The organism is Enterobacter cloacae complex sp. IR5402 (assembly GCF_049238125.1).
Taxonomy (GTDB): domain Bacteria; phylum Pseudomonadota; class Gammaproteobacteria; order Enterobacterales; family Enterobacteriaceae; genus Enterobacter; species Enterobacter hormaechei_C.
The window spans coordinates 46,126-68,444 of sequence record NZ_JBMKHO010000009.1 but is presented as its reverse complement, the minus strand read 5'-3'; the positions used below and the strand labels follow the sequence as shown (position 1 = coordinate 68,444).

18 protein-coding genes are annotated in these 22,319 nt (G+C 56.4%); 5 read left to right on the top strand and 13 right to left on the bottom strand.

Annotation, left to right across the window (positions count from 1 at the left end):
* Positions 1-70: 70 nt before the first annotated feature.
* Together nfuA and gntX are read right to left on the bottom strand one after the other, a co-directional pair.
* A complete protein-coding gene (gene nfuA / locus ACOTXL_RS15825; RefSeq protein ID WP_003861601.1) occupies positions 71-646 on the bottom strand; it encodes a Fe-S biogenesis protein NfuA in 576 nt (191 codons plus the stop codon).
* Positions 647-707: 61 nt separating this feature from the next.
* The gene (gntX, locus tag ACOTXL_RS15820) at positions 708-1,388 is read right to left on the bottom strand and encodes a DNA utilization protein GntX (protein ID WP_003861603.1); all 681 of its coding nucleotides are present in this window, start codon (positions 1,386-1,388) and stop codon (positions 708-710) included.
* A 36-nt stretch (positions 1,389-1,424) separates the two neighbouring features.
* Between gntX and bioH the strand changes: the two genes are divergently transcribed.
* Positions 1,425-2,207 (top strand): pimeloyl-ACP methyl ester esterase BioH, encoded by a 783-nt coding sequence (gene bioH / locus ACOTXL_RS15815; RefSeq protein WP_045349851.1) that lies wholly within the window; start codon positions 1,425-1,427, stop codon positions 2,205-2,207.
* Here the strand turns inward: bioH and feoC are convergent.
* The 5 genes from feoC to greB all read right to left on the bottom strand — a co-directional run bounded on the left by feoC (position 2,182) and on the right by greB (position 8,216).
* Positions 2,182-2,418: a [Fe-S]-dependent transcriptional repressor FeoC gene (gene feoC / locus ACOTXL_RS15810; protein ID WP_017384148.1), complete on the bottom strand. Its 237-nt coding sequence runs from the start codon at positions 2,416-2,418 to the stop codon at positions 2,182-2,184. The genes bioH and feoC overlap by 26 nt on opposite strands.
* A gap of 10 nt (positions 2,419-2,428) precedes the next feature.
* Positions 2,429-4,747: a Fe(2+) transporter permease subunit FeoB gene (gene feoB, locus ACOTXL_RS15805; protein ID WP_045349850.1), complete on the bottom strand. Its 2,319-nt coding sequence runs from the start codon at positions 4,745-4,747 to the stop codon at positions 2,429-2,431.
* A 30-nt stretch (positions 4,748-4,777) separates the two neighbouring features.
* Positions 4,778-5,005 (bottom strand): ferrous iron transporter A, encoded by a 228-nt coding sequence (gene feoA / locus ACOTXL_RS15800; protein ID WP_003861611.1) that lies wholly within the window; start codon positions 5,003-5,005, stop codon positions 4,778-4,780.
* A gap of 319 nt (positions 5,006-5,324) precedes the next feature.
* On the bottom strand, positions 5,325-7,655 hold the full coding sequence (locus tag ACOTXL_RS15795) for a Tex family protein (protein ID WP_023314958.1): 2,331 nt from the start codon (positions 7,653-7,655) through the stop codon (positions 5,325-5,327).
* 87 nt (positions 7,656-7,742) lie between these two features.
* Positions 7,743-8,216 carry a transcription elongation factor GreB gene (gene greB, locus ACOTXL_RS15790; protein ID WP_045349848.1) on the bottom strand — a complete coding sequence of 158 codons (474 nt, stop codon included), beginning with the start codon at positions 8,214-8,216 and terminating at the stop codon, positions 7,743-7,745.
* A 228-nt stretch (positions 8,217-8,444) separates the two neighbouring features.
* On the opposite strand from greB, the gene ompR reads away from it, so the two are divergent.
* Both ompR and envZ read left to right on the top strand, forming a co-directional pair.
* Positions 8,445-9,164, top strand: coding sequence for a two-component system response regulator OmpR (gene ompR, locus ACOTXL_RS15785; protein WP_001157751.1), 720 nt, complete (start codon positions 8,445-8,447; stop codon positions 9,162-9,164).
* Positions 9,161-10,507, top strand: a complete 1,347-nt coding sequence (envZ, locus tag ACOTXL_RS15780; protein WP_003861615.1) for a two-component system sensor histidine kinase EnvZ — start codon at positions 9,161-9,163, stop codon at positions 10,505-10,507. The genes ompR and envZ overlap by 4 nt, the downstream gene beginning before the upstream one ends.
* Positions 10,508-10,604: 97 nt before the next feature.
* On the opposite strand, the gene pckA is transcribed toward envZ, so the two are convergent.
* On the bottom strand, positions 10,605-12,224 hold the full coding sequence (pckA, locus tag ACOTXL_RS15775; protein WP_003861616.1) for a phosphoenolpyruvate carboxykinase (ATP): 1,620 nt from the start codon (positions 12,222-12,224) through the stop codon (positions 10,605-10,607).
* A gap of 376 nt (positions 12,225-12,600) precedes the next feature.
* On the opposite strand from pckA, the gene ACOTXL_RS15770 reads away from it, so the two are divergent.
* Positions 12,601-14,358, top strand: coding sequence for a DUF4153 domain-containing protein (locus ACOTXL_RS15770; protein WP_045336131.1), 1,758 nt, complete (start codon positions 12,601-12,603; stop codon positions 14,356-14,358).
* A gap of 122 nt (positions 14,359-14,480) precedes the next feature.
* Here ACOTXL_RS15770 and hslO read toward each other — a convergent pair whose 3' ends face one another.
* The 4 genes from hslO to ACOTXL_RS15750 all read right to left on the bottom strand — a co-directional run bounded on the left by hslO (position 14,481) and on the right by ACOTXL_RS15750 (position 18,668).
* Positions 14,481-15,359, bottom strand: a complete 879-nt coding sequence (hslO, locus tag ACOTXL_RS15765; protein ID WP_023304550.1) for an Hsp33 family molecular chaperone HslO — start codon at positions 15,357-15,359, stop codon at positions 14,481-14,483.
* Positions 15,360-15,383: 24 nt separating this feature from the next.
* Complete coding sequence (hslR, locus tag ACOTXL_RS15760; protein ID WP_003861618.1) at positions 15,384-15,785, bottom strand: ribosome-associated heat shock protein Hsp15; 402 nt, start codon at positions 15,783-15,785, stop codon at positions 15,384-15,386.
* Positions 15,782-16,465 carry a GMP/IMP nucleotidase gene (yrfG, locus tag ACOTXL_RS15755; protein WP_045349847.1) on the bottom strand — a complete coding sequence of 228 codons (684 nt, stop codon included), beginning with the start codon at positions 16,463-16,465 and terminating at the stop codon, positions 15,782-15,784. The genes hslR and yrfG overlap by 4 nt, the downstream gene beginning before the upstream one ends.
* Positions 16,466-16,529: 64 nt before the next feature.
* Positions 16,530-18,668, bottom strand: coding sequence for an intracellular growth attenuator family protein (locus ACOTXL_RS15750; RefSeq protein WP_023314954.1), 2,139 nt, complete (start codon positions 18,666-18,668; stop codon positions 16,530-16,532).
* 327 nt (positions 18,669-18,995) lie between these two features.
* On the opposite strand from ACOTXL_RS15750, the gene nudE reads away from it, so the two are divergent.
* Positions 18,996-19,556: an ADP compounds hydrolase NudE gene (gene nudE, locus ACOTXL_RS15745; protein WP_003861622.1), complete on the top strand. Its 561-nt coding sequence runs from the start codon at positions 18,996-18,998 to the stop codon at positions 19,554-19,556.
* Between the two features lie 94 nt (positions 19,557-19,650).
* Here nudE and mrcA read toward each other — a convergent pair whose 3' ends face one another.
* Positions 19,651-22,203: a peptidoglycan glycosyltransferase/peptidoglycan DD-transpeptidase MrcA gene (gene mrcA, locus ACOTXL_RS15740; protein ID WP_045349845.1), complete on the bottom strand. Its 2,553-nt coding sequence runs from the start codon at positions 22,201-22,203 to the stop codon at positions 19,651-19,653.
* Positions 22,204-22,319 lie beyond the last annotated feature (116 nt).

Sequence of the window (22,319 nt, the reverse complement as noted above, 5' to 3'; positions counted from 1 at the left end):
TAGAGGGGGAGGCAAGAAAATGTAGGCCCGGTAAGCGCAGCGCCACCGGGCAATACAGACGGGCACTGAATCAGTAGTAGGAGTGCTCGCCGCGCTGGTGCTCAGTCAGATCGCGCACGCCTTTCAGTTCCGGGAATTCGTTCAACAGCTGCTTCTCGATCCCTTCTTTCAGGGTGACATCGACCATGGAGCAGCCGTTACAGCCGCCGCCGAATTGCAGGATTGCCAGACCATCTTCGGTGATTTCCATCAGGGAAACACGTCCCCCGTGGCCGGCCAGCTGCGGGTTGATCTGCGATTGCAGCAGATATTCCACACGCTCCATCAGCGGGGCATCGTCAGAGACTTTACGCATTTTCGCGTTCGGCGCCTTCAGCGTCAGCTGAGAACCCAGCTGGTCGGTGACGAAATCAATCTCCGCATCTTCAAGATACGGCGCGCTCAGCTCATCAACGTACGCGGTGAGCTGTTCAAATTTAAGGGCAGTGTCAGTTGCTTCCACGGCATCCGGAGGACAATAAGAGACACCACATTCTGCATTCGGAGTGCCTGGATTGATCACAAACACGCGGATCTGCGTCCCTTCTTCCTGATTTGCCAGCAGTTTGGCAAAGTGCGCTTGTGCAGAATCGGAAATACGGATCATAGCTTTGGCCTAATAGTTGACTAAATTACCTGGGTATAATCATACGCCCATTGAAGAAGGGCTACAAGGTACGGCACAGACACCATACCTGAACTGACGCGGCGCCGCTTTGCAAAAGCAGTCGGGAAAGTTCAGCCACGGTACTGCCCGTGGTGACGACATCATCCACAATCGCGATATGGAGGCCGTTGACCGGCAATTCAAGGCGAAAGGCGTTTTTCAGGTTCCTTTTGCGCGACCGGGCGTTGAGCCGGTGCTGAACGGCAGTGGCATGAGTACGTTTCAGCGCAGAGGCGGGGTACCGGCAACCCAGCCAGTGGGCGAGCGGACGACACAGCAGGTCGCTTTGATTGTATCCCCGCCGCCAGTGGCGGCGCTGAAACAGTGGGACGTTCACAAGCGTGTCGACCGGCGGCAGTCCTCGCGTTCTTCGCGCCTGCAATACCGCCAGTAATAACAGGCGTGCCAGCGGCTGCGCCAGCGCGATCTGGCTGGAAAATTTGAACTGATGAACCAGACGACTCAGCGGCAATACATAATCATCCACCGCCACCAGCGCGCTCCACGGCGGCGCTTTTTTCAGGCATCGGCCGCAGGGAAGCGTCTGGCTGACGGCAGGCAAGCCGCATTGCGGACAGCCCTTCAGGTAACCCAGCGCTCGCGTGCAAACGGAACAGACGCCCCACGCGCTCATCGCAAGTGGCATTCGGCATAGCCAGCACAAGCCGGGCACTGTTAGCATACGCAACCTCCATGTGAAAAAAGAGAACGTTAACTGATGAAGACGCTGTGGTGGCAGACCGTTGGGACGGGAAATTGTCATCTTGTGCTGCTGCACGGATGGGGACTGAACGCCGAAGTGTGGCGTTGCATAAGTGAGGAACTGGCCTCGCAATTCACGGTACACCTGGTGGATCTACCGGGCTATGGCCGTAGCCACGGCTATGGCGCGATGACGCTTGACGACATGGCGGAGCAGGTTCTGGAAGCGGCGCCGCAAAAAGCCGTCTGGCTCGGCTGGAGCCTGGGCGGGCTGGTGGTAAGCCAGATTGCGCTGCGCCATCCTGAGCGGGTCCAGGCGCTGATCACCGTTGCCTCATCACCCTGTTTCAGCGCCCGCGAGGCGTGGCCGGGCATTAAACCCGAGGTGCTGGCCGGGTTCCAGCATCAGCTGAGCGAAGACTTCCAGCGGACGGTGGAGCGTTTTCTGGCGCTACAAACCATGGGAACAGAAACCGCCCGTCAGGACGCACGGACGTTGAAGCAGACGGTGCTTTCTCTGCCGATGCCGGAGGTTGAGGTGCTGAACGGTGGACTGGAGATCCTGAAAACGGCCGATCTGCGCGAGCCGCTGGCGTCGTTAACGGTGCCGCATCTGCGTATTTATGGCTATCTGGATGGACTGGTTCCGCGCAAGGTGGTTCCGCTGCTGGATGCGCTGTGGCCGGAGAGTAAATCAATGGTGGTTGCCAAAGCGGCACATGCGCCGTTCATCTCTCATCCTGCTGAGTTTTGTTCGGCGCTGTCCGGTTTTATCAGCGAAGCGTCCACCATTCCCTGAGACAGGCTTTACCTTCAGGACAACTCTTGCAACTGCCGGACAGACAACCGTCCGGCTCTTCCTGAATGCGCACGGCTTTCCCCATCGCCTCCAGCCTTTCCAGCATGGCATCGATCATCGGCTGCGGCGTATGCAGGCTGAGGCTGAGCTGCTTCGCCTCCATTCGTCCCTGTAACGCCAGTAAGTCACGAACCTGAATCAACGATGCCATCTTTTTCCCCTCAGTGACAGTCGCCTGCTGGGCTGTTACAGCAGGTCGTTGGGGTTTTGCGCGTTGCCAGCAGGTTAACGTCAACGCGGCTACGCGCCCGGCGCAGCAGGCCAATCACCATTACGTTAAACAGGCTCACCGCGAGGATACAGACCAGGCTGTAGCGCGGATGCTGGCTGTAATTGACGGCCTGATAAAACACGGTCGCCAGCGAGTAGGCAATGTTCAGCCCCCACAGAATGGAGAAGCCCATCCAGCCGCGGCTGGACTCACGGGCAATGGCGCCCATGACCGAGATGCATGGAATATAGAGCAGGACGAAGATCAGGTAGCTGTAGGCCGCCGACGCGCTGCCAAATTTCTGGCCCATCACGCCCATTGCTCCGGTCGCCATTTCGCCATCGCCTTTGCTGGCTTCAATCGGGTTCGCCAGTACGCTCAGGCTGAAGGTGTCTTTCAGGCTCTGCCAGGTCTCTTCCACCGCGCCAAGCAGTTCATCGCCGAGGTTGAACGCTGCCGGGTTGAACTCCTCTTCCTGGATGTTTTCCGCGGTGTAAAGCGTGTTCAGGGTGCCGACAACCACCTCTTTTGCCATCGCGCCGGTGAACAGGCCCACGGTTGCCTGCCAGTTGTCTTCCTGAACGCCAATCGGTTTGAAGACCGGCGTAATGATCCGGCTGACGGAGGCCAGGGCAGAGTCATTAATGTTGTCCGCGGCCTGGCCGCTCAGGGTGAAGCTGTTCAGGGCGCTCAGGAAAATGCTGACCACCACAATCACCTTACCGGCGCGCAGAACGAAGCCCTTCAGGCGCTGCCATGTCTGAATAATCAGGCTTTTCAGATGCGGAACGTGATAAACCGGCAGTTCCATCACGAACGGCGACGCTTCGCCACGCATGATGGTGTGCTTCAGCATCAGGCCGGTGAGAATAGCCATCACGATACCCAGCACATACAGGGAGAAGACGGCCAGCGCCCCTTCCTGACCAAAGAACGCCGCGGCAAAGACCGCGAAGATCGCCAGCCGCGCGCCGCAGGACATGAACGGCGCCATCATGATGGTCATCAGGCGTTCGCGCGGGGCATCCAGCGTACGCGCGCCCATGACTGACGGCACGTTGCAGCCAAAACCGACAATCAGCGGCACGAACGATTTGCCCGGCAGCCCCAGCGCCTGCATCAGGCGGTCCATTACGAAGGCCGCGCGCGCCATGTAGCCGGAATCCTCAAGGAAGGAGAGGAACAGGTACATCATGCCGATCTGCGGCACCAGCGGCAGGACGGTGTTGATCCCGCCGCCGATCCCCTGCGCAAGGAAGATGGTCAACCATTCCGGGAAGTGGAGGGTGTAGCCCAGCCACTGAATACCGTGCACGAAGATAGCGACAGAGCCGCCATCAAAGATAGGTTGTAATGCACCGCCGATGTTAATGGCGAGCAGGAACATCACGTACATCACCAGTAAAAAGATCGGCAAACCTAGGAAGCGGTTGAGCACAATCTTATCCACGGCGGCGGTGAAGCGGCTGGGTTCAGCGGTTAATGCATTGCTGACCACGTCACAGATAGCGGCGATGGCCTGATAGCGCGCATCCGCAATATGCAGAGCGGGATCGTCCAGCTCGTCGCTCAGGCGAGCCTGCGCGACGCCCAGCTTATCCGCCGCATCGCCTGCGTAGGCGCGGCTGTAGATATCGCCTTCCAGCATTTGCAGGCCAAGCCACAGACGTTGTCTGGCGGGCATGCTGTTGTCCATCTCCTGCGCCAGTTGCCCGGCTTCGCGCAGCAGCGGCTGGGCGTAGTGGACCAGTTCGACGTCGGCATTGCCCGTGTGGCGGTCAATCGCCAGCTTCAGGGCGTCAATGCCGCGTGCGCGGGTAGAAACCAGCGGAACCACCGGGCAGCCCAGGCGTGCGGAGAGGGCATCGACGTCGATGCGCAGCTTTTGCTTCTCGGCGATGTCGAGCATGTTAAGCGCCACGATGCAGGGAATACCCAGCTCCAGCAGTTGTAACGTGAGATACAGATTTCGTTCGAGATTGGAGGCATCCACCACATTGATGAGCAGATCCGCGTCGCCGCTCAGAATATAGTGGCAGGCAATTTGCTCATCGAGTGAGGTCTGGGATGAAATCGTGGTGAGTGAATAGGTCCCCGGTAAATCAACCAGCGTGACCTGATTATCTGTTGTAGTGAACTGGCCCTCTTTGCGTTCAACCGTTACGCCTGCCCAATTTCCCACACGCTGGCGTGCGCCGGTTAACTGATTAAATAAGGTTGTCTTGCCGGAATTAGGATTGCCAATTAAGCCAATAGTTAATTTTTTCATTGTAATAGACTCACTGAAACCGCTGGCTTGTTAACGGGATAAAGATTCAACTTCAATTAATGCGAGGTCTTTTTTACGCAGAACCAGATTAACGCGTCGGGTTTCGATATGAACAGGATCGCCCAACGGCGCAACGCGCACCACCTGGAACGATGAGCCGGGTAGCATGCCCAGGGACAGCAGCTTCTGCCGATAGGCCGGGCTTATCTCACGGGTAAAACCGATAATTTTCCACGCACTGTCTGGAGTGAATTGCATAGCGCCTGATTCCACGAGAGGTTAAATAATCTACACTGCGATGATAATGAGAATAGTTTTTATCAGCAATAATAAAAATGTGACGGGATGTTGTTAATCGTATTAATTTGCGGTCTGCTTGACCTTGCTCAATATTTGCGAAATTGAGGTGAAAATAAAAAGAAGGCTATTTGTTAATGAGGTGATAATTCGTGGTTTAAATATGGATACAACTTATTTATTTTAATTCCCTGCGGCCTGCTTGCCGGGCGGCACTGCGTTTGCCCGGCCTACAAAACCGTAGGCCCGGTAAGCGTCGCGCCACCGGGCATTTACAGTATTAGCGTTTCTTACCCATCGCCGCTGCCAGCGCATCCATCATCGCGCTGTTGCCTGCTGGCTGTGCGTCACGTCCGCGTGGCTTCGCGGCTTTCGCTGCCGGACGCTGCTGTTCACGGCCACCGCCATTACCGCCACGGCGCGCGTTAGTGTCGCCCGGCTGCTCGTCCAGACGCATGGTCAGGGCAATACGCTTGCGCTGGAGATCCACTTCCAGCACTTTCACCTTCACGATGTCGCCCGCTTTGACCACGGTGTGCGGATCTTCAACGAACTTGTCGGCGAGGGAAGAGATATGCACCAGACCGTCCTGATGCACGCCGATATCCACAAACGCGCCAAAGTTGGTGACGTTGGTTACCGCCCCCTCCAGCACCATGCCCGGCAGCAGGTCGTTCATGGTTTCCACGCCGTCAGCAAAGGTCGCGGTTTTAAACTCAGGACGCGGATCGCGGCCCGGTTTTTCCAGCTCTTTGATGATGTCAGTGACCGTCGGCACACCGAACTGTTCGTCGGTGAAATCCACCGCTTTCAGGTTACGCAGCGCGCTGCTGTCGCCCATCAGGTCTTTAAGCGCCTGCTGAGTCGCGGCCAGGATGCGCTCAACAACAGGGTACGCTTCCGGGTGAACGGTAGAGGCATCCAGCGGGTTATCGCCGTGGTTGATGCGCAGGAAGCCCGCGCACTGCTCAAATGCTTTCGGCCCCAGACGGCTCACCTTCAGCAGCTGCTGGCGGTTCTGGAACTGACCGTTCTCATCACGCCAGGCGACGATATTCTGTGCCATCATACGGGTCAGGCCCGCCACGCGGGTCAGCAGGGGAACGGAAGCGGTGTTCAGGTCCACGCCGACGGCGTTAACACAGTCTTCCACTACCGCATCCAGCTTGCGCGCCAGCTGCGTCTGGCTCACGTCGTGCTGATACTGGCCCACACCGATGGATTTCGGGTCGATCTTCACCAGCTCCGCCAGCGGATCCTGCAAACGACGGGCGATAGAGACCGCGCCGCGCAGGGAAACGTCCAGATCCGGGAACTCCTGCGCTGCCAGCTCAGAGGCGGAGTAGACTGATGCCCCCGCTTCGCTGACGATCACTTTCTGCGCCGTCACTTTCGGGAACTGCTTCTGCACGTCGAGATAGAAACGTTCGGTTTCGCGGGACGCCGTACCGTTACCGATGGCAACCAGCTCAACGTTGTACTTCTCGCACAGCGCGGCGACGACGACAGCCGCTTTCGCTGCCTGACCGGTGTGCGGGTAAATGGTGTCGGTGGCAACGAGCTTGCCGGTGCCGTCAACCACGGCCACCTTCACGCCGGTACGCAGACCCGGATCGAGACCCATGGTGGCGCGCAGGCCAGCTGGCGCAGCCATCAGCAGGTCGTGCAGGTTACGGGCGAAGACGTTGATCGCTTCGTCTTCGGCGCGCTCGCGCACGGTGCCCATCAGCTCGGTTTCGAGGTGCATCAGCACCTTGATGCGCCAGGTCCAGCTCACCACGCCTTTGCGCCAGCTGTCCGCCGGTGCGTTGTTCAGGCGCAGGCCCAGATGATCCATAATGATCTGCTCGCAGTGGCTCTCTTTTGGCGGCTCGTCAAACTGCGGATCGGCATTCAGGGAGAGTTGCAGCACGCCTTCGTTACGGCCGCGGAACATCGCCAGCGCGCGGTGAGACGGCGCGGTAGAAATGGGTTCGTGGTGATCGAAATAGTCGCGGAATTTCGCGCCTTCTTCCTCTTTGCCGGACACCACGGTGGAGACGATATGCGCGTTCTTCCACAGGTAATCACGCACTTTGGCCAGCAGCGCCGCGTCTTCGGCGAAGCGCTCCATCAGAATATAGCGAGCACCGTCCAGCGCGGCTTTGGTGTCTGCTACGCCTTTATCGGCGTCGATAAACTTGGCGGCTTCGGTTTCCGGATCGTGAGACGGCTCGTTCCACAGCAGATCGGCCAGTGGCTCAAGGCCGGCTTCGATCGCAATCTGCCCGCGCGTGCGGCGCTTCGGTTTATACGGCAGATAGAGGTCTTCGAGTTCGGTTTTACTCAGGGTACCGTTAATGGCTTTTTCCAGGTCACTGGTCAGCTTGCCCTGCTCGCCGATAGATTTGAGGATCGCCTGACGTCGGTCTTCCAGCTCGCGCAGATAGCCCAGACGGGTCTCCAGGTTTCGCAGCTGCGTGTCATCCAGACCGCCGGTGACTTCCTTACGATAACGTGCAATAAACGGCACGGTGTTCCCTTCATCAAGCAGGCGAACGGCAGCTTCTACCTGTTCGGCTCTGGCCTGAAGTTCACCCGCAATAATGCGGCAGAGCGACTCTTTCATCATGGTCAGTTCATCTTGTGGATCGAAAATCAGGGGGATAGTTATACGGGCTGACACCAAAAAATGCCAGCCGGGGAGGGCGCTCTCGGACTATTTAACATACACGATTTCGATGACGTACCAGCTTGCTTCACCTGCGGGCGTCTGGACAACGGCTAAATCGCCCACCTCTTTTTTCAGCAGGGCGCGGGCCATGGGTGAATCGATAGAAATGTAATCCTTACGACCGAAAATTTCATCATAGCCGACGATACGAAAACGCAGGGTATCGCCGTTGTCGTTTTCAATTTCGACCCACGCGCCGAAGAACACTTTACCTTCCTGCTGCGGGGAGTAATCGACAATTTTGAGATTCTCGAGACACTTCGTCAGGTAGCGTACCCGGCGATCGATTTCGCGCAGTCGCTTTTTATTGTACTGATAGTCCGCATTCTCGCTGCGGTCGCCCAGACTTGCGGCCCAGGTGACTTTTTTGGTCACTTCCGGACGCTCTTCGCGCCACAGGTAATCCATCTCTTTTTTGAGTTTCTCGTACCCTTCGCGGGTGATCAGAGGCGTTTTCATGGTGCAGCCTTTAATGCCGGTTAACTGTCTTTGCGCACAATACGTAGCGCACAGTGTAACAGACAAGATTAATAATGATTTATGTGATGAAATGAACAGATAAGCTGCTGTTAAATATGCTTTGTAACAATTTCGTCTAGAATTTATACCAGAATTTGCTGGTCGAACCCGTGCACTTTTTTAGAATACGCTGTTCCAGGCTTATCCGAACCTTTGGGAGTACACACAATGCAAGAGAACTACAAAATTCTGGTCGTAGATGACGACATGCGCCTGCGTGCGCTGCTGGAACGTTATCTGACCGAGCAGGGCTTCCAGGTTCGTAGCGTCGCGAACGCGGAACAGATGGATCGTCTGCTGACGCGTGAATCTTTCCACCTGATGGTGTTGGACCTGATGCTGCCTGGCGAAGACGGGCTCTCTATTTGCCGCCGTCTGCGCAGCCAGAGCAACCCGATGCCGATCATCATGGTGACGGCGAAGGGTGAAGAAGTCGACCGTATTGTCGGCCTTGAGATTGGCGCTGATGACTACATTCCAAAGCCGTTTAACCCGCGTGAACTGCTGGCGCGTATTCGCGCCGTGCTGCGTCGTCAGGCGAACGAACTGCCGGGCGCGCCATCTCAGGAAGAGGCCGTCATTGCATTCGGTAAGTTCAAGCTGAACCTCGGCACCCGTGAGATGTTCCGTGAAGATGAGCCAATGCCGCTCACCAGCGGTGAGTTCGCGGTGCTGAAAGCGCTGGTCAGCCACCCGCGTGAGCCGCTCTCCCGTGACAAGCTGATGAACCTGGCGCGTGGTCGTGAATACTCCGCGATGGAGCGTTCTATCGACGTGCAAATCTCTCGTCTGCGTCGCATGGTGGAAGAAGATCCGGCGCATCCTCGTTATATTCAGACCGTTTGGGGTCTGGGCTACGTGTTTGTCCCGGACGGCTCTAAAGCATGAGGCGAATGCGCTTCTCGCCGCGAAGTTCGTTTGCCCGCACGCTGTTATTGATCGTCACCCTGCTGTTTGTCAGTCTGGTGACGACCTACCTGGTGGTGCTGAACTTTGCAATCCTGCCGAGCCTCCAGCAGTTTAATAAGGTGCTGGCATACGAAGTGCGTATGCTGATGACCGACAAACTGCAACTGGAGGACGGCACGCAGTTGGTTGTTCCCCCGGCGTTCCGTCGGGAAATCTACCGTGAGCTGGGCATTTCTCTCTACTCGAACGAAGCGGCGGAAGATGCCGGCCTGCGCTGGGCGCAGCACTATGAATTCCTCAGCCAGCAGATGGCGCAGCAGCTTGGCGGCCCGACGGAAGTGCGCGTTGAGGTCAATAAAAGCTCGCCGGTTGTCTGGCTGAAAACCTGGCTGTCACCCAACATCTGGGTGCGTGTTCCGCTCACCGAGATTCATCAGGGCGACTTCTCACCGCTGTTCCGATACACCCTGGCGATCATGCTGCTGGCCATCGGCGGCGCATGGCTGTTTATTCGTATCCAGAACCGACCGCTGGTCGACCTGGAGCATGCGGCATTACAGGTCGGTAAAGGTATTATCCCACCGCCGCTGCGCGAGTATGGCGCATCGGAAGTGCGCTCGGTAACGCGTGCGTTTAACCACATGGCGGCAGGCGTTAAACAGCTGGCGGACGACCGTACGCTGCTGATGGCGGGGGTCAGCCATGACCTTCGCACGCCCCTGACGCGTATCCGGCTGGCGACGGAGATGATGGGCGAGCAGGATGGCTATCTTGCAGAGTCCATCAATAAGGATATCGAAGAGTGTAACGCCATCATCGAGCAGTTTATCGATTACCTGCGCACCGGGCAGGAGATGCCGATGGAGATGGCGGATCTGAATGCGGTTCTGGGCGAAGTGGTTGCTGCCGAAAGCGGCTACGAACGTGAAATTGCGACCGACCTTCAGGCAGGTGAGATTCAGGTACGTATGCACCCGCTCTCCATTAAACGCGCGGTGGCGAATATGGTGGTCAACGCGGCGCGCTACGGCAACGGCTGGATCAAAGTCAGCAGCGGTACGGAACTCAACCGCGCCTGGTTCCAGGTGGAAGACGATGGCCCGGGCATCAAGCCTGAGCAGCGTAAGCACCTGTTCCAGCCATTTGTGCGCGGCGACAGCGCGCGCAGCACCAGCGGAACCGGCTTAGGCCTGGCGATTGTGCAGCGTATTGTGGATAACCATAACGGACTGCTGGAAATTGGCACCAGCGAGCGGGGTGGTTTGAGCATTCGTGCGTGGTTACCGGTGCCGGTTTTACGGGGTCAGGTGAAAGAGAGTTAAAAAAGGGTGGGGCCTGATGCCCTCACCCCGGCCCTCTCCCACGGGGAGAGGGAAAAAACATTAAAAAAGGCAACTTTCGTTGCCTTTTTGCTTTTACCTACAGCTTCGGTCCAGCACTCACCAGCGCAGCACCCGCCGGGGTGTCGGTATACTTCTCGAAGTTTTCGATAAACAGTTTCGCCAGCGATTCAGCCTTCTCACGCCACTGTTCCGGTGAACCGTAGGTGTTACGCGGATCCAGGATACGCGTATCCACGCCCGGCAGCGCTGTTGGGATCGCCAGATCGAACATCGGCAGCGTAAAGGTCTCGGCGTTATCCAGCGAACCATCCAGAATCGCGTCGATGATGGCGCGTGTATCTTTGATGGAGATACGTTTGCCCGTACCGTTCCAGCCGGTGTTTACCAGGTATGCCTGGGCGCCGGATGCCTGCATGCGTTTCACCAGCACTTCCGCGTACTGCGTTGGGTGCAGCGACAGGAACGCCGCGCCGAAGCAGGCGGAGAAGGTTGGGGTTGGCTCGGTCACACCGCGCTCGGTACCCGCCAGTTTAGCGGTAAAGCCGGAGAGGAAATGGTACTGCGTCTGGCTGGCGGTCAGGCGGGAAACCGGTGGCAGCACGCCGAATGCATCTGCGGTCAGGAAAATCACCTTCGTGGCGTGACCCGCCTTCGATACCGGCTTGACGATGTTCTCGATGTGGTAGATCGGGTAAGAGACGCGGGTGTTTTCGGTTTTAGACGCATCGTCGAAGTCGATAGAGCCATCGGCACGCACGGTGACGTTTTCCAGCAGCGCATCGCGGCGAATCGCGTGGTAGATATCCGGCTCTGCCTCTTCCGACAGGCGAATGGTCTTCGCGTAGCAGCCGCCTTCAAAGTTAAACACGCCGTCATCATCCCAGCCATGTTCATCGTCGCCAATCAGACGACGTTTTGGATCGGTGGACAGCGTTGTTTTACCGGTGCCGGAAAGGCCGAAGAACACTGCTACATCGCCTTTTTCCCCGACGTTCGCCGAGCAGTGCATGGAGGCGATACCGCGCAACGGCAGCAGGTAGTTCATGACCGAGAACATCCCTTTCTTCATTTCGCCGCCGTACCAGGTACCGCCGATCAGCTGGATACGCTCGGTCAGGTTGAAGGCGATAAAGTTTTCGGAGTTCAGACCCTGCTCTTTCCACTGCGGGTTGGTGCATTTCGCGCCGTTCATCACGATAAAGTCAGGGGTGAAGTCTTGCAGTTCTTCATCAGTTGGACGAATGAACATGTTCTTCACAAAATGCGCCTGCCAGGCCACTTCGGTGATAAATCGTACGGAGAGACGGGTGTCGGCGTTAGCGCCGCAGAACGCATCAATAATAAACAGACGCTTGCCGGAAAGCTGATGGGTGACAAGTCCTTTCAGATGCTGCCAGGTTTCCGGGGAGAGCGGTTTGTTATCGTTCTTTCCTTTGCCCTTATCAGCCCACCACAGCGTATCGCGGGTGGTGTCGTCTCGGACGATATACTTATCTTTCGGCGAACGACCGGTAAAAATACCCGTATCGACGGCGATAGCACCCAGGTTCGTCAACACACCGCGCTCGTATCCTTCCAGTGCCGGATTGAGCTCTTCCTGATACAGCGTATCGTAATCGGGGTTGTAGACCACTTCCTGGACGTCGTGAATACCATAAGCCTTGAGATCTTGCGGGGTTAAACCATTAACACGCATATCACTGCTCCTTAGCCAATATGTACTGCCTGAAATTGTAGGGTTTTTCTGGGGATGTTAACCGCGACGGGGCTCATAGATTTACGTATCTGGTCAAAACCCTTACTAACGGAAAACGCTGCGACTCCAGTCACAGGGCGGGCAGATTATCGCAGGAATCGCTTTTTGGATGGGGAAAATGTTCTTAAAAGGTTAATCTCTGGTGAATTTATCCAGAAGAATGTGAATGTAATCGCATACATGTAAGAAAATTACGTAAGGGTTACACTGGGAAAACGATTCAGGTCTCATGGGTCAGCTATTTTCAGAGTTTGAGGTGGGGGCCAGAGTTTTGCTTTGATGAGACAATAGATTTTTCATGAACAAGGGATGAGAAATGGAAAACCGTGAGACGTTATCCGCTTTAACGCGCGTAGCCGTCGTGCTGGCGGGGGCTCTACAGGGCGTAATTTGCTATGTAATTACGTGGTATATCGAGTACGCAAAATTGCCATCGGATACGCTGTGGCTGATGTGTGTAGTACCTGCCACCGTGGTAATGACAACCACGTTGTCTCTTGCCATGACGTCATCCAGAAAGCCATTTTTGTGGCTGTCACTCGGGATGATCGGCGCGGCAGTCGCGGGTATGGGCGGCTGGCTTAAGTGGAGCGTTGCAGGACTCGAAAGCTGGAATCTCAGAGATGAGATGCTCGTTTTCGGCTTTCATCTGCTGCTGATGACGCTGTTCGTGTTGCCATGGCTTCAGCGGCGTCTGGATCCCGTCCCGACTACCTCGTTCTACAGCGACTTTTATCAACGAAACTGGCATAACGCGCTGACACTGCTCATTATTTTTGTTTCGAATGGTCTCTTCTGGCTGGTGCTTTTCCTCTGGGCCGAGCTTTTCGAACTTATCGGCATCGGCTTTTTTGATCGTCTTTTCTTTCATTCTGACGGGTTTATTTCAGTGGCGATTGGCGTGGTTTCAGCCAGTGCGGCCGTGCTCACGCGTATGCAGGTAAGGTTAATCCTTGCCCTGCAAAATCTGCTGACCCTCATCGCCACCGGTCTGCTTCCCCTGATGGCGGCGCTGGCGCTGCTCTTTATTGGCGCGTTGCCTTTTGTCGGCTTTGAATCCATTTCAGCCAGAATATCCGCCGCGGGCTTGCTGACCACCTTAGCGCTGCTGCTGTTATTCCTGGTGACGATAGTGTGGCATCCACAGCGTCAAACACTGCCTTACTATGCCCCGCTGCGAGGGATGATTCGCCTCGCTGTGGCTATCGTACCCGCGTATCCGGTTCTGGCGGGGTGGGCGCTGTGGCTACGCATTTCGCAATACGGCTGGTCACCCGAGCGTCTGTACGGGGTATTGATAACCATCGTGGCGCTGGTCTGGGCGATCGGTTTTTGCGCCAGCGCTCTGATTCAGCGCCGTGAACCGCAGAAGATCCATGCGTACGTCATCCCGGCGACCGGGCTGCTTTCCCTCATTTTCCTGGCGTTGATCCATACCCCCGTGCTGGATCCGTGGCGAATAAGTGTTGCAAGCCATATGGCCCGCTATCAGGACGGCAGAATAACTGCGGATCAAGTCAGCCTGTATATGCTCAGTAACGCTGGACGAAAGGGGCGGGAGGCGATGCTCACGCTGCAAAACGATCCGCAGTTTATCTCTAACCCAAAACGCCAGCGTGAAATAAATGGTCTTCTCTCCAGGAACGCTGGCGGAGCAGGTAAGATGACCGCCGCGATGCTGGAAAAACAGGTCCAGCTCGCACCGGGAATGGCTCGTCCTGATAAGACATTGTGGCAAGCCATGCTCAGCAATCAGTATCGCTTCGAGAGTTGCGATAGCGCCCAGAGTAATTGTTTACTTATGCCGCTGGATCTTAACAGCGACGGCAAGCCGGAAGCCGTGCTATTTCAATTTACCGATCGCACGATCGTGGCTTACACACAAACTAACACGGGCTGGAGGATCGCCGGGGACGCGTGGAAAATGCCGGAGGCATTGACCAGAGGAGAACTTGACCGCGCATTAAGGCAGAGGAAAGTGAAATCTGTCGTGAAGCCCTGGGCGGATATTGAGATTTTTGGGGAGCGTGTCGATATGAGCTACGACAGTTACAATAATGCGCAGTGGCGTTAGTGATTTTTCTTGCCGGGTGGCGCTACGCTTACCCGGCCTACAATTAGCAATCATATCAAAAAATTGCACAATTCATTGTAGGCCCGTGCGAGCATAGCGCCGCCGGGCATCAGGCTCAGAGCTTAGTGAACCTGCGGATCCGCCGGAGAGGCGTTATTGCGGATCTCCGCGATATCCATCGAATTAAACACGTAGTGCGTACCGCAGTAATCACAGTGCATATCGATCTCACCGTCTTCCGCCATGATGCTGTCGATCTCTTCATCCGGCAGCGTTTTCAGGGCGCCGGCACAACGCTCGCGAGAGCAGGTGCACTTAAATTCCACATCCTGCGGATCGTAAACCGTCACTTCTTCTTCGTGGTACAGACGCCACAGCACGTCGGTCGCCGACAGGGTGAACAGCTCTTCCGCTTTGATGGTTTCCGTCAGCGTTGCCAGATGCTCGAAATCATTGGTCTGCGCATCCTGCGCAGGCAGAACCTGAAGCAGCATACCACCGGCAGCAGGCTGACCATCCACTTCACCGGTGCGGATGAACAGACGGGTTGGCAGCTGTTCGGAACGCATGAAGTAATCTTCCAGGCAGGCGGCAAGCGTATCGCCTTCCAGACCGACAACGCCCTGATAGCGCTCACCCTCTTCAGGCGAAATCGTGATAACCAGGTAGCCATTTCCGACCAGCGTTTTCAGATCCGCATTTTCAGGGATATCGCCCTGAACGCGCGCCACGCCGCGCATTTGCTGCTGGTTATTACCGTTGATCACCGCCAGCGACATCGGGCCATCACCCTGCAACTGAACGGTAATATCGCCAGCGAACTTCAGCGTGGCGGTCAGCAGGCTGGTGGCAACCAGCAGTTCGCCCAACAGGGTTTTCACCGGCAGCGGGTAGTTGTGGTTTTCCAGAATCTGTTTCCAGGTTTCGGATACGGTGACCAGCTCGCCGCGCACGGCGAATTGTTCAAACAGATAGCGGTGTAATTGGTCGTGTTGGGCCATTTTCATCTCTCGTGCAGGTGAGGGTTACTCGCTCTCACCGTGTTTAAATTTCATCAGATCGCGGCGCTCTTTTTTATCCGGTCGCCGGTCCGGGTGAGGCATAGTTAGCGCGTTCATTTTGCGCGCCAGCGCGGTTTTCTCGCGCTTCTCTATGCTTTCGGCCGTCTCTTCATACAGCAAAACGGCTTCGGTTGCGGGCCGCCGTTGTTCGGTAATGGCTTTCACCACCACCGTTTTCTCATCGTTGCCCTGGCGAAGCGTTAACGTGGCATTCAGTTCAACCAGCTTGCTCGGTTTGCTGCGCTGACCGTTGTAATGCACCTTTCCGCCGTCAACCATTTCACGGGCAAGGGCGCGCGTTTTGTAAAAACGGGCGGCCCACAGCCATTTATCCAGTCTTACCCCATCAGAGGGTTTTTCTTTCATGGCGTCTCCTTCACGGTGAGTGAGGGGATCATCCGGCGATAGTCGTTCAGCCCCGGATGTCGCAGATAGCTTTTTTCAGCCAGGCCGGAATCCGGATTGGTCACGCCCAGACAATAGCGAATGCCAAAAGCGGCCGCAGAATCCAGAATCGGCTCGCTGTCGTCAATAAACAGCGTGCGTTCCGGCTGTAAACCGGTTTCTTCTACCACGGCATGCCACAACCGCTGATCCTCTTTCGGATAACCAAATGTGTGGGTGGAAAGCAATAAATCAAGGTGTGAAGCAAGCTCGGTATGCTCCAGCTTCACGGCCAGGTTATGGGGATGCGCATTTGTCAGCAAAATACGGCGCTTACCGCAGGCTTTCAGCGCGTCCAGGAACGGGACCGTATCTTCGCGCAGTACGGCGCGTGCGCCCTGGGCGGTGGTCATGGCACAAATATCCAAACCGAGTCGCTCGCTCCAGTAGTCAAGACAGTACCAGTTTAGCGTATGCTGCACCGCGCTATATTGCGAACGAATGAATTCCTGCGCTTCTGCCGGGGAGATCCCCTGCTGTTCACCGTAAGTTTCCGGGACCAGCTTTTGCCAGAAATAGTTATCAAAGGCGAGATCAAGCAGCGTGCCGTCCATATCAAGCAGGACGGTATCGACCGCCTGCCAGTCGATATCAAGATGCATAAGGGGGAACTCCAGCCAGAAGAAACGTGCGCGACAGGGTAGCACAACTTGTCGCGCAGGGACGTTATCCGATCAGGCTCTCAGAAGAGGAGATCAGTTTCGGGTTAAGGCAATTTTCGTAGTAGGCCTGGATTTCTGCCAGCCGCGTGCGGGAACGCTGATAGCGGCGTACGGCCTGATAACCGTTCCAGACGATGCACGCCAGCATCGCAATCAGCAGCAGGGATGTCCCTATATAGCGCCACAGGCCAGCGCTATCCGGCATACGGTGCAGGCCAATATGACGCGTGCCGTTGGCGTCGGTGAAGAGGGTGGTGACGATCCCTTCCGCGCTGAATGGCGTCTGCATCAGCATCTGCGCCAGACGCTGGAATTCGCTCCACTGCTCCTGGGCAGGATAGTCATACAGCGAAACCTGCGGATAAGGTTGATCCACCAGGTCGCTGCCTTCATCGCTGGCAATCACAAAACCGCCCGGCGCCGGGCTGTTAAGCGCCTGGGCGGCACGGGTGGTTTCACGCATCACGAAGGGGGCGGTAGAGGTCGCCACCAGGTTATCCAGCGACTCGGCGCTGACCGGACGCAGAAGCACGTTCACACCGTCCAGGCGTCCCGCTTCGGCGCGTTTCACCAGCGCGTCCCAGTCTTTGCTGTTGCCGAGGTTGACCAGCGCGTTCTTGAGCCGGATACAGTCATCCTGGGCGGAACAGAGATCCTCTGTTTTCAGGACGATTTCGCCAAAGTCATCCAGCAGCACCATGCCCGACTTCTGAATAGCCGAACGCAGGGCAGGGCTGACGCGAGAATCATCATCCGGTTTTGGATGGAGCTGGCGATTAATCGTCTGGGTGAGCGCAGTGGCCTTGTTGACCACATCCGATTCCGGCAGCGGCAGCGGAGAGGCGTCATTCCAGATGATCTGAGAGCAGTCGAACGGCGCGAACGGCGAGTTCTGGCGCGTGTTCCAGGCACCCGGTGAGTGGATATTACACATCCCGGTGCCTTTGAGGCGCAACGTATCTCCCACGCGTACACCCGCTTCTTCGAGCTGCTGTACGCTGGTGGCTTCCACGGTTTGCGCCCCTTTAATCCATGACAGGGTAAATTTAATTGGCATATCCAGCGGCACGAAAAGCAGCAGCATGAGGAAGATTAACGCGGCGCCACCGGCAATCACCGCGCTGCGAAGCCAGTGCTGAAGCGGGAAGTTTTTCACTTCGTCGTGCAGGGATAAGTAGCGCCCCTGGCGTACAACGTGGCGGTCGAGATAGATATCAATATCCGTTTTGTGGCCCAGGTCCTGCGCAATCCACGGCTGCCAGTGGCGTGGATAGATAAGATCGATGATCCCGAGCGAGATATTGTTGATATGTTCCTGATCGTTCTCACCGAACAGTCCCCAGCGTTTTGGGGTTCCGCGCAGGCAGTGAATTTCGCGTAATGACGTTTTTGCCGGCGGGGCAAATATGCCCCACAGCCCGGCGGCCAGAAGCAGTACTGCGCCACCCGCGAGCCACGGAACAAACACGTCCGGCGTCAGCAGGCAGATGAAAAAGAGCAGGAACGAGACGACAATCAGCACCGCTTCGCGAATGCCATCCGGGCGGCTCAGGACGTACTCTTCATGCGTTTCCTGGCGGATGTTGAGCAGTTCAATCTGCTCTGTCTCTTCACCACGAATAGAGGCCTGCGTTCCGCTCGCGCGTTCCAGCGCAAAGCGTGGCGCTTCCTGAACATATTCGCTCAGAGTATGACCATTGAGGGAGATAACCAGCGGCAGCGTATCGGTATGGATGAGCTCGACGCTGTTTTCGTCGTTAATATACTGTTCCCAGAAGGGAGGCAGGTGTACTTCAACAGAGTCGAGATAGTAACGCCATTTGTTGGGATCGTCGGTTGTGATGCCATAGCGGGTAATGGAGCGCGTCACGCACAGAACGGTGTCGCTTTGGGCGTTAAGGTTGAGCGATACGGGGGCGGTGCTGGCGCCGGTAGGGCCAGGCGAAAGCCGGGATCGGTTCAGCGTGTCGAGATACTGCTCAACGGTGCTGCGTTCCTCTGGCGAAAGCTTGCGCGTGTTTGCCCCGGCGAACGCGTTTAAAAAGGGCAGCCGATAACGGCGATGTACGCGGCGCCTGAATACCCACACCGCAATCGACGCGCAGGCCAGCACAGCAGCGAGAAAAATCAAAATGGTGCTCATGCTTTCCCCATCTTACTTATCTTCTTACAGGTGTTGTCAGTCGCACCTTTTGTACAATGAATGAGATTCTGTGGTCGGCTATCGGCAAGTATGGAGTCTAACTTGAGCATGTTGACGCGCATCCCAGTGACCGGTAATGATAACAAAGCCTGTTCCGGCGCGATATCAGCAAATTCCTGGAAACATTTCAACCTCTTGACATTTGTTTTGAAATGAGAATCGCATTCAATTACGTTGCATAAATGTAAATAAAGAGCAATTGACATTGCCGAAACCGTGCGGCGTATCGCACAATAAAGCCAGTTCACCCAGCAAAGACCCGTCAAGATGACCAAACCCTTACAAAAGCCCACCATTCTGAATGTTGAAACCGTCGCGAAATCGCGTCTGTTTAATGTCGAAAGCGTGGATCTGGAGTTCAGCAACGGTGTGCGTCGTGTTTATGAGCGTATGCGCCCCTCCTCGCGTGAAGCGGTGATGATAGTGCCTATCGTCGACGAGCACCTGATCCTCATTCGTGAATACGCCGTGGGCACTGAATCCTACGAGCTGGGCTTCTCCAAAGGACTGATCGATCCGGGCGAAACGGTGTTTGAAGCGGCAAACCGGGAGCTGAAAGAAGAGGTCGGTTTTGGCGCGAAAGAGCTGACGTTCCTGAAAAAGCTGAGCATGGCGCCGTCCTATTTCTCCAGCAAAATGAACATCGTTGTCGCGGAAGATCTCTATCCTGAATCGCTGGAAGGAGACGAGCCGGAACCGCTGCCGCAGGTTCGCTGGCCGCTGGCTCATCTGATGGATTTGCTGGAAGATCCTGACTTTAACGAGGCACGCAACGTGAGCGCACTGTTCCTGGTACGAGAGTGGCTGAAGGGGCAGGGTCGTTTGTAGCGCCACCATTAAAAACGGCAACCGAAGGTTGCCGTTTTGCATTGATGTTGTAGGCCGGGTCAGGCGTAGTCGCCACCCGGCTTTTTTGTCGGCGTCAGAACAGCTCGTGCGTCTCGCCGTTATCAATGATCTCTGTACCCACCTCATGCACTGCCTGCGTGGTTGGCTGCGTACCCTCGATGAAATACTCGACACGGCTGTTGCCGCCATTCGCGAGCTGTCCAGTGCTGCGGTCAATATTGATCGTGACAATGCCCGGCGGAGGCGTTAGCGGCTGCTCCGGCACGCCCTCGAGAGCGGCCTTCATGTAAGCATCCCACGCCGGTTGCGCACTCTTAGCCCCACCCTCATAACCGGAAATCTGATCTTTAATCGCGCCAGAAGCGGTTGTGCGCCCCAGAGTGCGGCGGTGATCGTCAAAACCAATCCAGACCGAGGTGACAACGCCCGGGCCATAACCTGAGAACCAGGCATCTTTTGAACTGTTGGTTGTCCCGGTTTTGCCGCCGATGTCGTGGCGCTGCAAATCGCGGCCCGCTCGCCAGCCGGTGCCTTGCCAGCCCGGTTCGCCAAAGATGTTGGTGTTCAGTGCGCTCTTAATCAGGAACGACAGCGGCGTGCTGATCACGTGCGGGGCGTACTCCTGCGCGCCACTCTGGGCGACCAGCGCCTGATTGGCCTGTTCCAGCTGAGGCTGCGGCACCGCCAGATTCTGACGTTCCTGAGAGATCGCCACATCTTCCATATCCTTGTTTTCCAGGACATTGGATTTTGGCGTGTCGCCGTAAATCACCGGAATATCGCATTCAGGGCAGGCAATTTTCGGTTTCGCTTCAAACAGTACGCCGCCCTGATCGTTCTCGATTTTGCTGATGAAATACGGATCGACCAGGAATCCCCCGTTCGCCATCACCGAGTAGCCACGAGCGACCTGGAGCGGCGTAAAGGACGCGGAGCCGAGCGCCAGAGATTCGGTATGAACAATGTTTTGCGCCGGGAAGCCGAAGCGTTGCAGATACTCTGCCGCATAATCAACGCCCATCGCACGCATCGCGCGAACCATGACCACGTTCTTCGACTGGCCAAGGCCCTGACGCAGACGGATAGGGCCAGCGTATTGCGCCGGAGAGTTCTTCGGCTGCCAGTCAGAGCCCGCACCGGCATCCCAGCGGGAAATTGGCACGTCGTTGAGAATGCTGGCGAGCGTCAGCCCCTTATCCATCGCCGCGGTATACAGGAACGGTTTGATGTTCGAACCAACCTGACGCAGCGCCTGGGTCGCGCGGTTAAATTTGCTCTGGTTGAAATCGAACCCGCCAACCAGCGCCATCACGGCACCGTTCTGCGGATTGATGGAGACCAGCGCAGAGTTGACGTCCGGCACCTGCGCCAGCCACCAGGCATCACCGACCTGACGGACCCAGATTTGTTGTCCGGTTTGTACTACATCGGTCACTTTACGTGGCGTCGGGCCCTGAAGAGTGTCAGAGCGGTACGGACGCGCCCAGCGGACACCCTCCATGCGCAGCGAAACGGATGTGCCATCGGCTATCATCGCCACCGCTTCCTGTGGATCGGCCTGGGTGACGACAGCCGGACGCAGCGGGCCATAGGTCGGCAGCGCTTTCAGGGAATCAGTGATTTTTTTACTGTCCCATGCGCCTTCCCCCACTTTCCACAGCACGTTGGACGGGCCGCGATAGCCGTGACGCATATCGTAATCCATCACGTTATTACGCACCGCCTGCTGGGCAGCCTGCTGCACTTTGCGGGTCACGGTGGTATAGACGCGATAACCATCTTCATACGCTTTATCACCGTAGCGACTCACCATCTCCTGGCGAACCATTTCAGTGAGATACGGTGCAGAGAAGGCGATTTCCGGCGCATGGTAATTGGCGTCAATAACGTCGCTGCGCGCCTTATCGTACTCAGACTGACTGATGTAGCCTTCGCTCAACATACGCGACAGCACCACGTTACGGCGCGCGGTGGCGCGGTCCAGCGAGTAGAGCGGGTTAAAGGTGGATGGCGCTTTTGGCAGGCCGGCAATGGTCGCCATTTCGCTCAGCGTGAGCTGATCGATCGGCTTACCAAAATAGACCTGAGCCGCAGCCCCTACGCCATAGGCGCGGTAGCCCAGATAGATCTTGTTGAGGTAAAGCTCAAGGATCTCGTCTTTGCTCAGCAGTTGCTCAATGCGGATCGCGAGGAACACCTCTTTGATCTTACGCATCAGCGTCTTTTCCGGGCTGAGGAAGAAGTTACGCGCCAGCTGCTGGGTAATGGTACTTGCCCCCTGAGAGGCATGACCGGAGAACAGCGCCACGCTTGCCGCACGGAAAATACCGACCGGATCGACACCGTGGTGCTCGTAAAAACGGCTGTCCTCGGTGGCGATAAAAGCCTTCACCATCACGGGTGGGATTTGATTTAAGGTCAAAGGGATACGACGTTTCTCGCCGTATTGCGCCATCAGTTCACCATCGGCGCTATAGACCTGCATAGGGATCTGAAGCCGCACATCACGAAGCGTGGCGACATCAGGGAGTTGCGGCTCGACATATTTGTACAAACCAATAATCGAGCCTGCTCCCAGCAGAATGCAACAGACTGCAAGGATCAATAAATACTTTACGAACTTCACCGGAGATTTCCCATTTGGTTTAGCCTGGGCAGTTTCTAAACAATCGCGCGGTAGTATAAAGGCAAGCCTGATTCATTGATATAGCCGTCACTCCGACGGGCGATAAGGAGATCGTG

Excerpts from the sequence above, each read along its gene's own strand:
- nfuA (WP_003861601.1), bottom strand. The coding sequence starts at position 646 with ATGATCCGTATTTCCGATTCTGCACAAGCGCACTTTGCCAAACTGCTG.
- gntX (WP_003861603.1), bottom strand. The coding sequence starts at position 1,388 with ATGCTAACAGTGCCCGGCTTGTGCTGGCTATGCCGAATGCCACTTGCG.
- bioH (WP_045349851.1), top strand. The coding sequence starts at position 1,425 with ATGAAGACGCTGTGGTGGCAGACCGTTGGGACGGGAAATTGTCATCTT.
- feoC (WP_017384148.1), bottom strand. The coding sequence starts at position 2,418 with ATGGCATCGTTGATTCAGGTTCGTGACTTACTGGCGTTACAGGGACGA.
- feoB (WP_045349850.1), bottom strand. The coding sequence starts at position 4,747 with ATGAAAAAATTAACTATTGGCTTAATTGGCAATCCTAATTCCGGCAAG.
- feoA (WP_003861611.1), bottom strand. The coding sequence starts at position 5,005 with ATGCAATTCACTCCAGACAGTGCGTGGAAAATTATCGGTTTTACCCGT.
- ACOTXL_RS15795 (WP_023314958.1), bottom strand. The coding sequence starts at position 7,655 with ATGATGAAAGAGTCGCTCTGCCGCATTATTGCGGGTGAACTTCAGGCC.
- greB (WP_045349848.1), bottom strand. The coding sequence starts at position 8,216 with ATGAAAACGCCTCTGATCACCCGCGAAGGGTACGAGAAACTCAAAAAA.
- ompR (WP_001157751.1), top strand. The coding sequence starts at position 8,445 with ATGCAAGAGAACTACAAAATTCTGGTCGTAGATGACGACATGCGCCTG.
- envZ (WP_003861615.1), top strand. The coding sequence starts at position 9,161 with ATGAGGCGAATGCGCTTCTCGCCGCGAAGTTCGTTTGCCCGCACGCTG.
- pckA (WP_003861616.1), bottom strand. The coding sequence starts at position 12,224 with ATGCGTGTTAATGGTTTAACCCCGCAAGATCTCAAGGCTTATGGTATT.
- ACOTXL_RS15770 (WP_045336131.1), top strand. The coding sequence starts at position 12,601 with ATGGAAAACCGTGAGACGTTATCCGCTTTAACGCGCGTAGCCGTCGTG.
- hslO (WP_023304550.1), bottom strand. The coding sequence starts at position 15,359 with ATGGCCCAACACGACCAATTACACCGCTATCTGTTTGAACAATTCGCC.
- hslR (WP_003861618.1), bottom strand. The coding sequence starts at position 15,785 with ATGAAAGAAAAACCCTCTGATGGGGTAAGACTGGATAAATGGCTGTGG.
- yrfG (WP_045349847.1), bottom strand. The coding sequence starts at position 16,465 with ATGCATCTTGATATCGACTGGCAGGCGGTCGATACCGTCCTGCTTGAT.
- ACOTXL_RS15750 (WP_023314954.1), bottom strand. The coding sequence starts at position 18,668 with ATGAGCACCATTTTGATTTTTCTCGCTGCTGTGCTGGCCTGCGCGTCG.
- nudE (WP_003861622.1), top strand. The coding sequence starts at position 18,996 with ATGACCAAACCCTTACAAAAGCCCACCATTCTGAATGTTGAAACCGTC.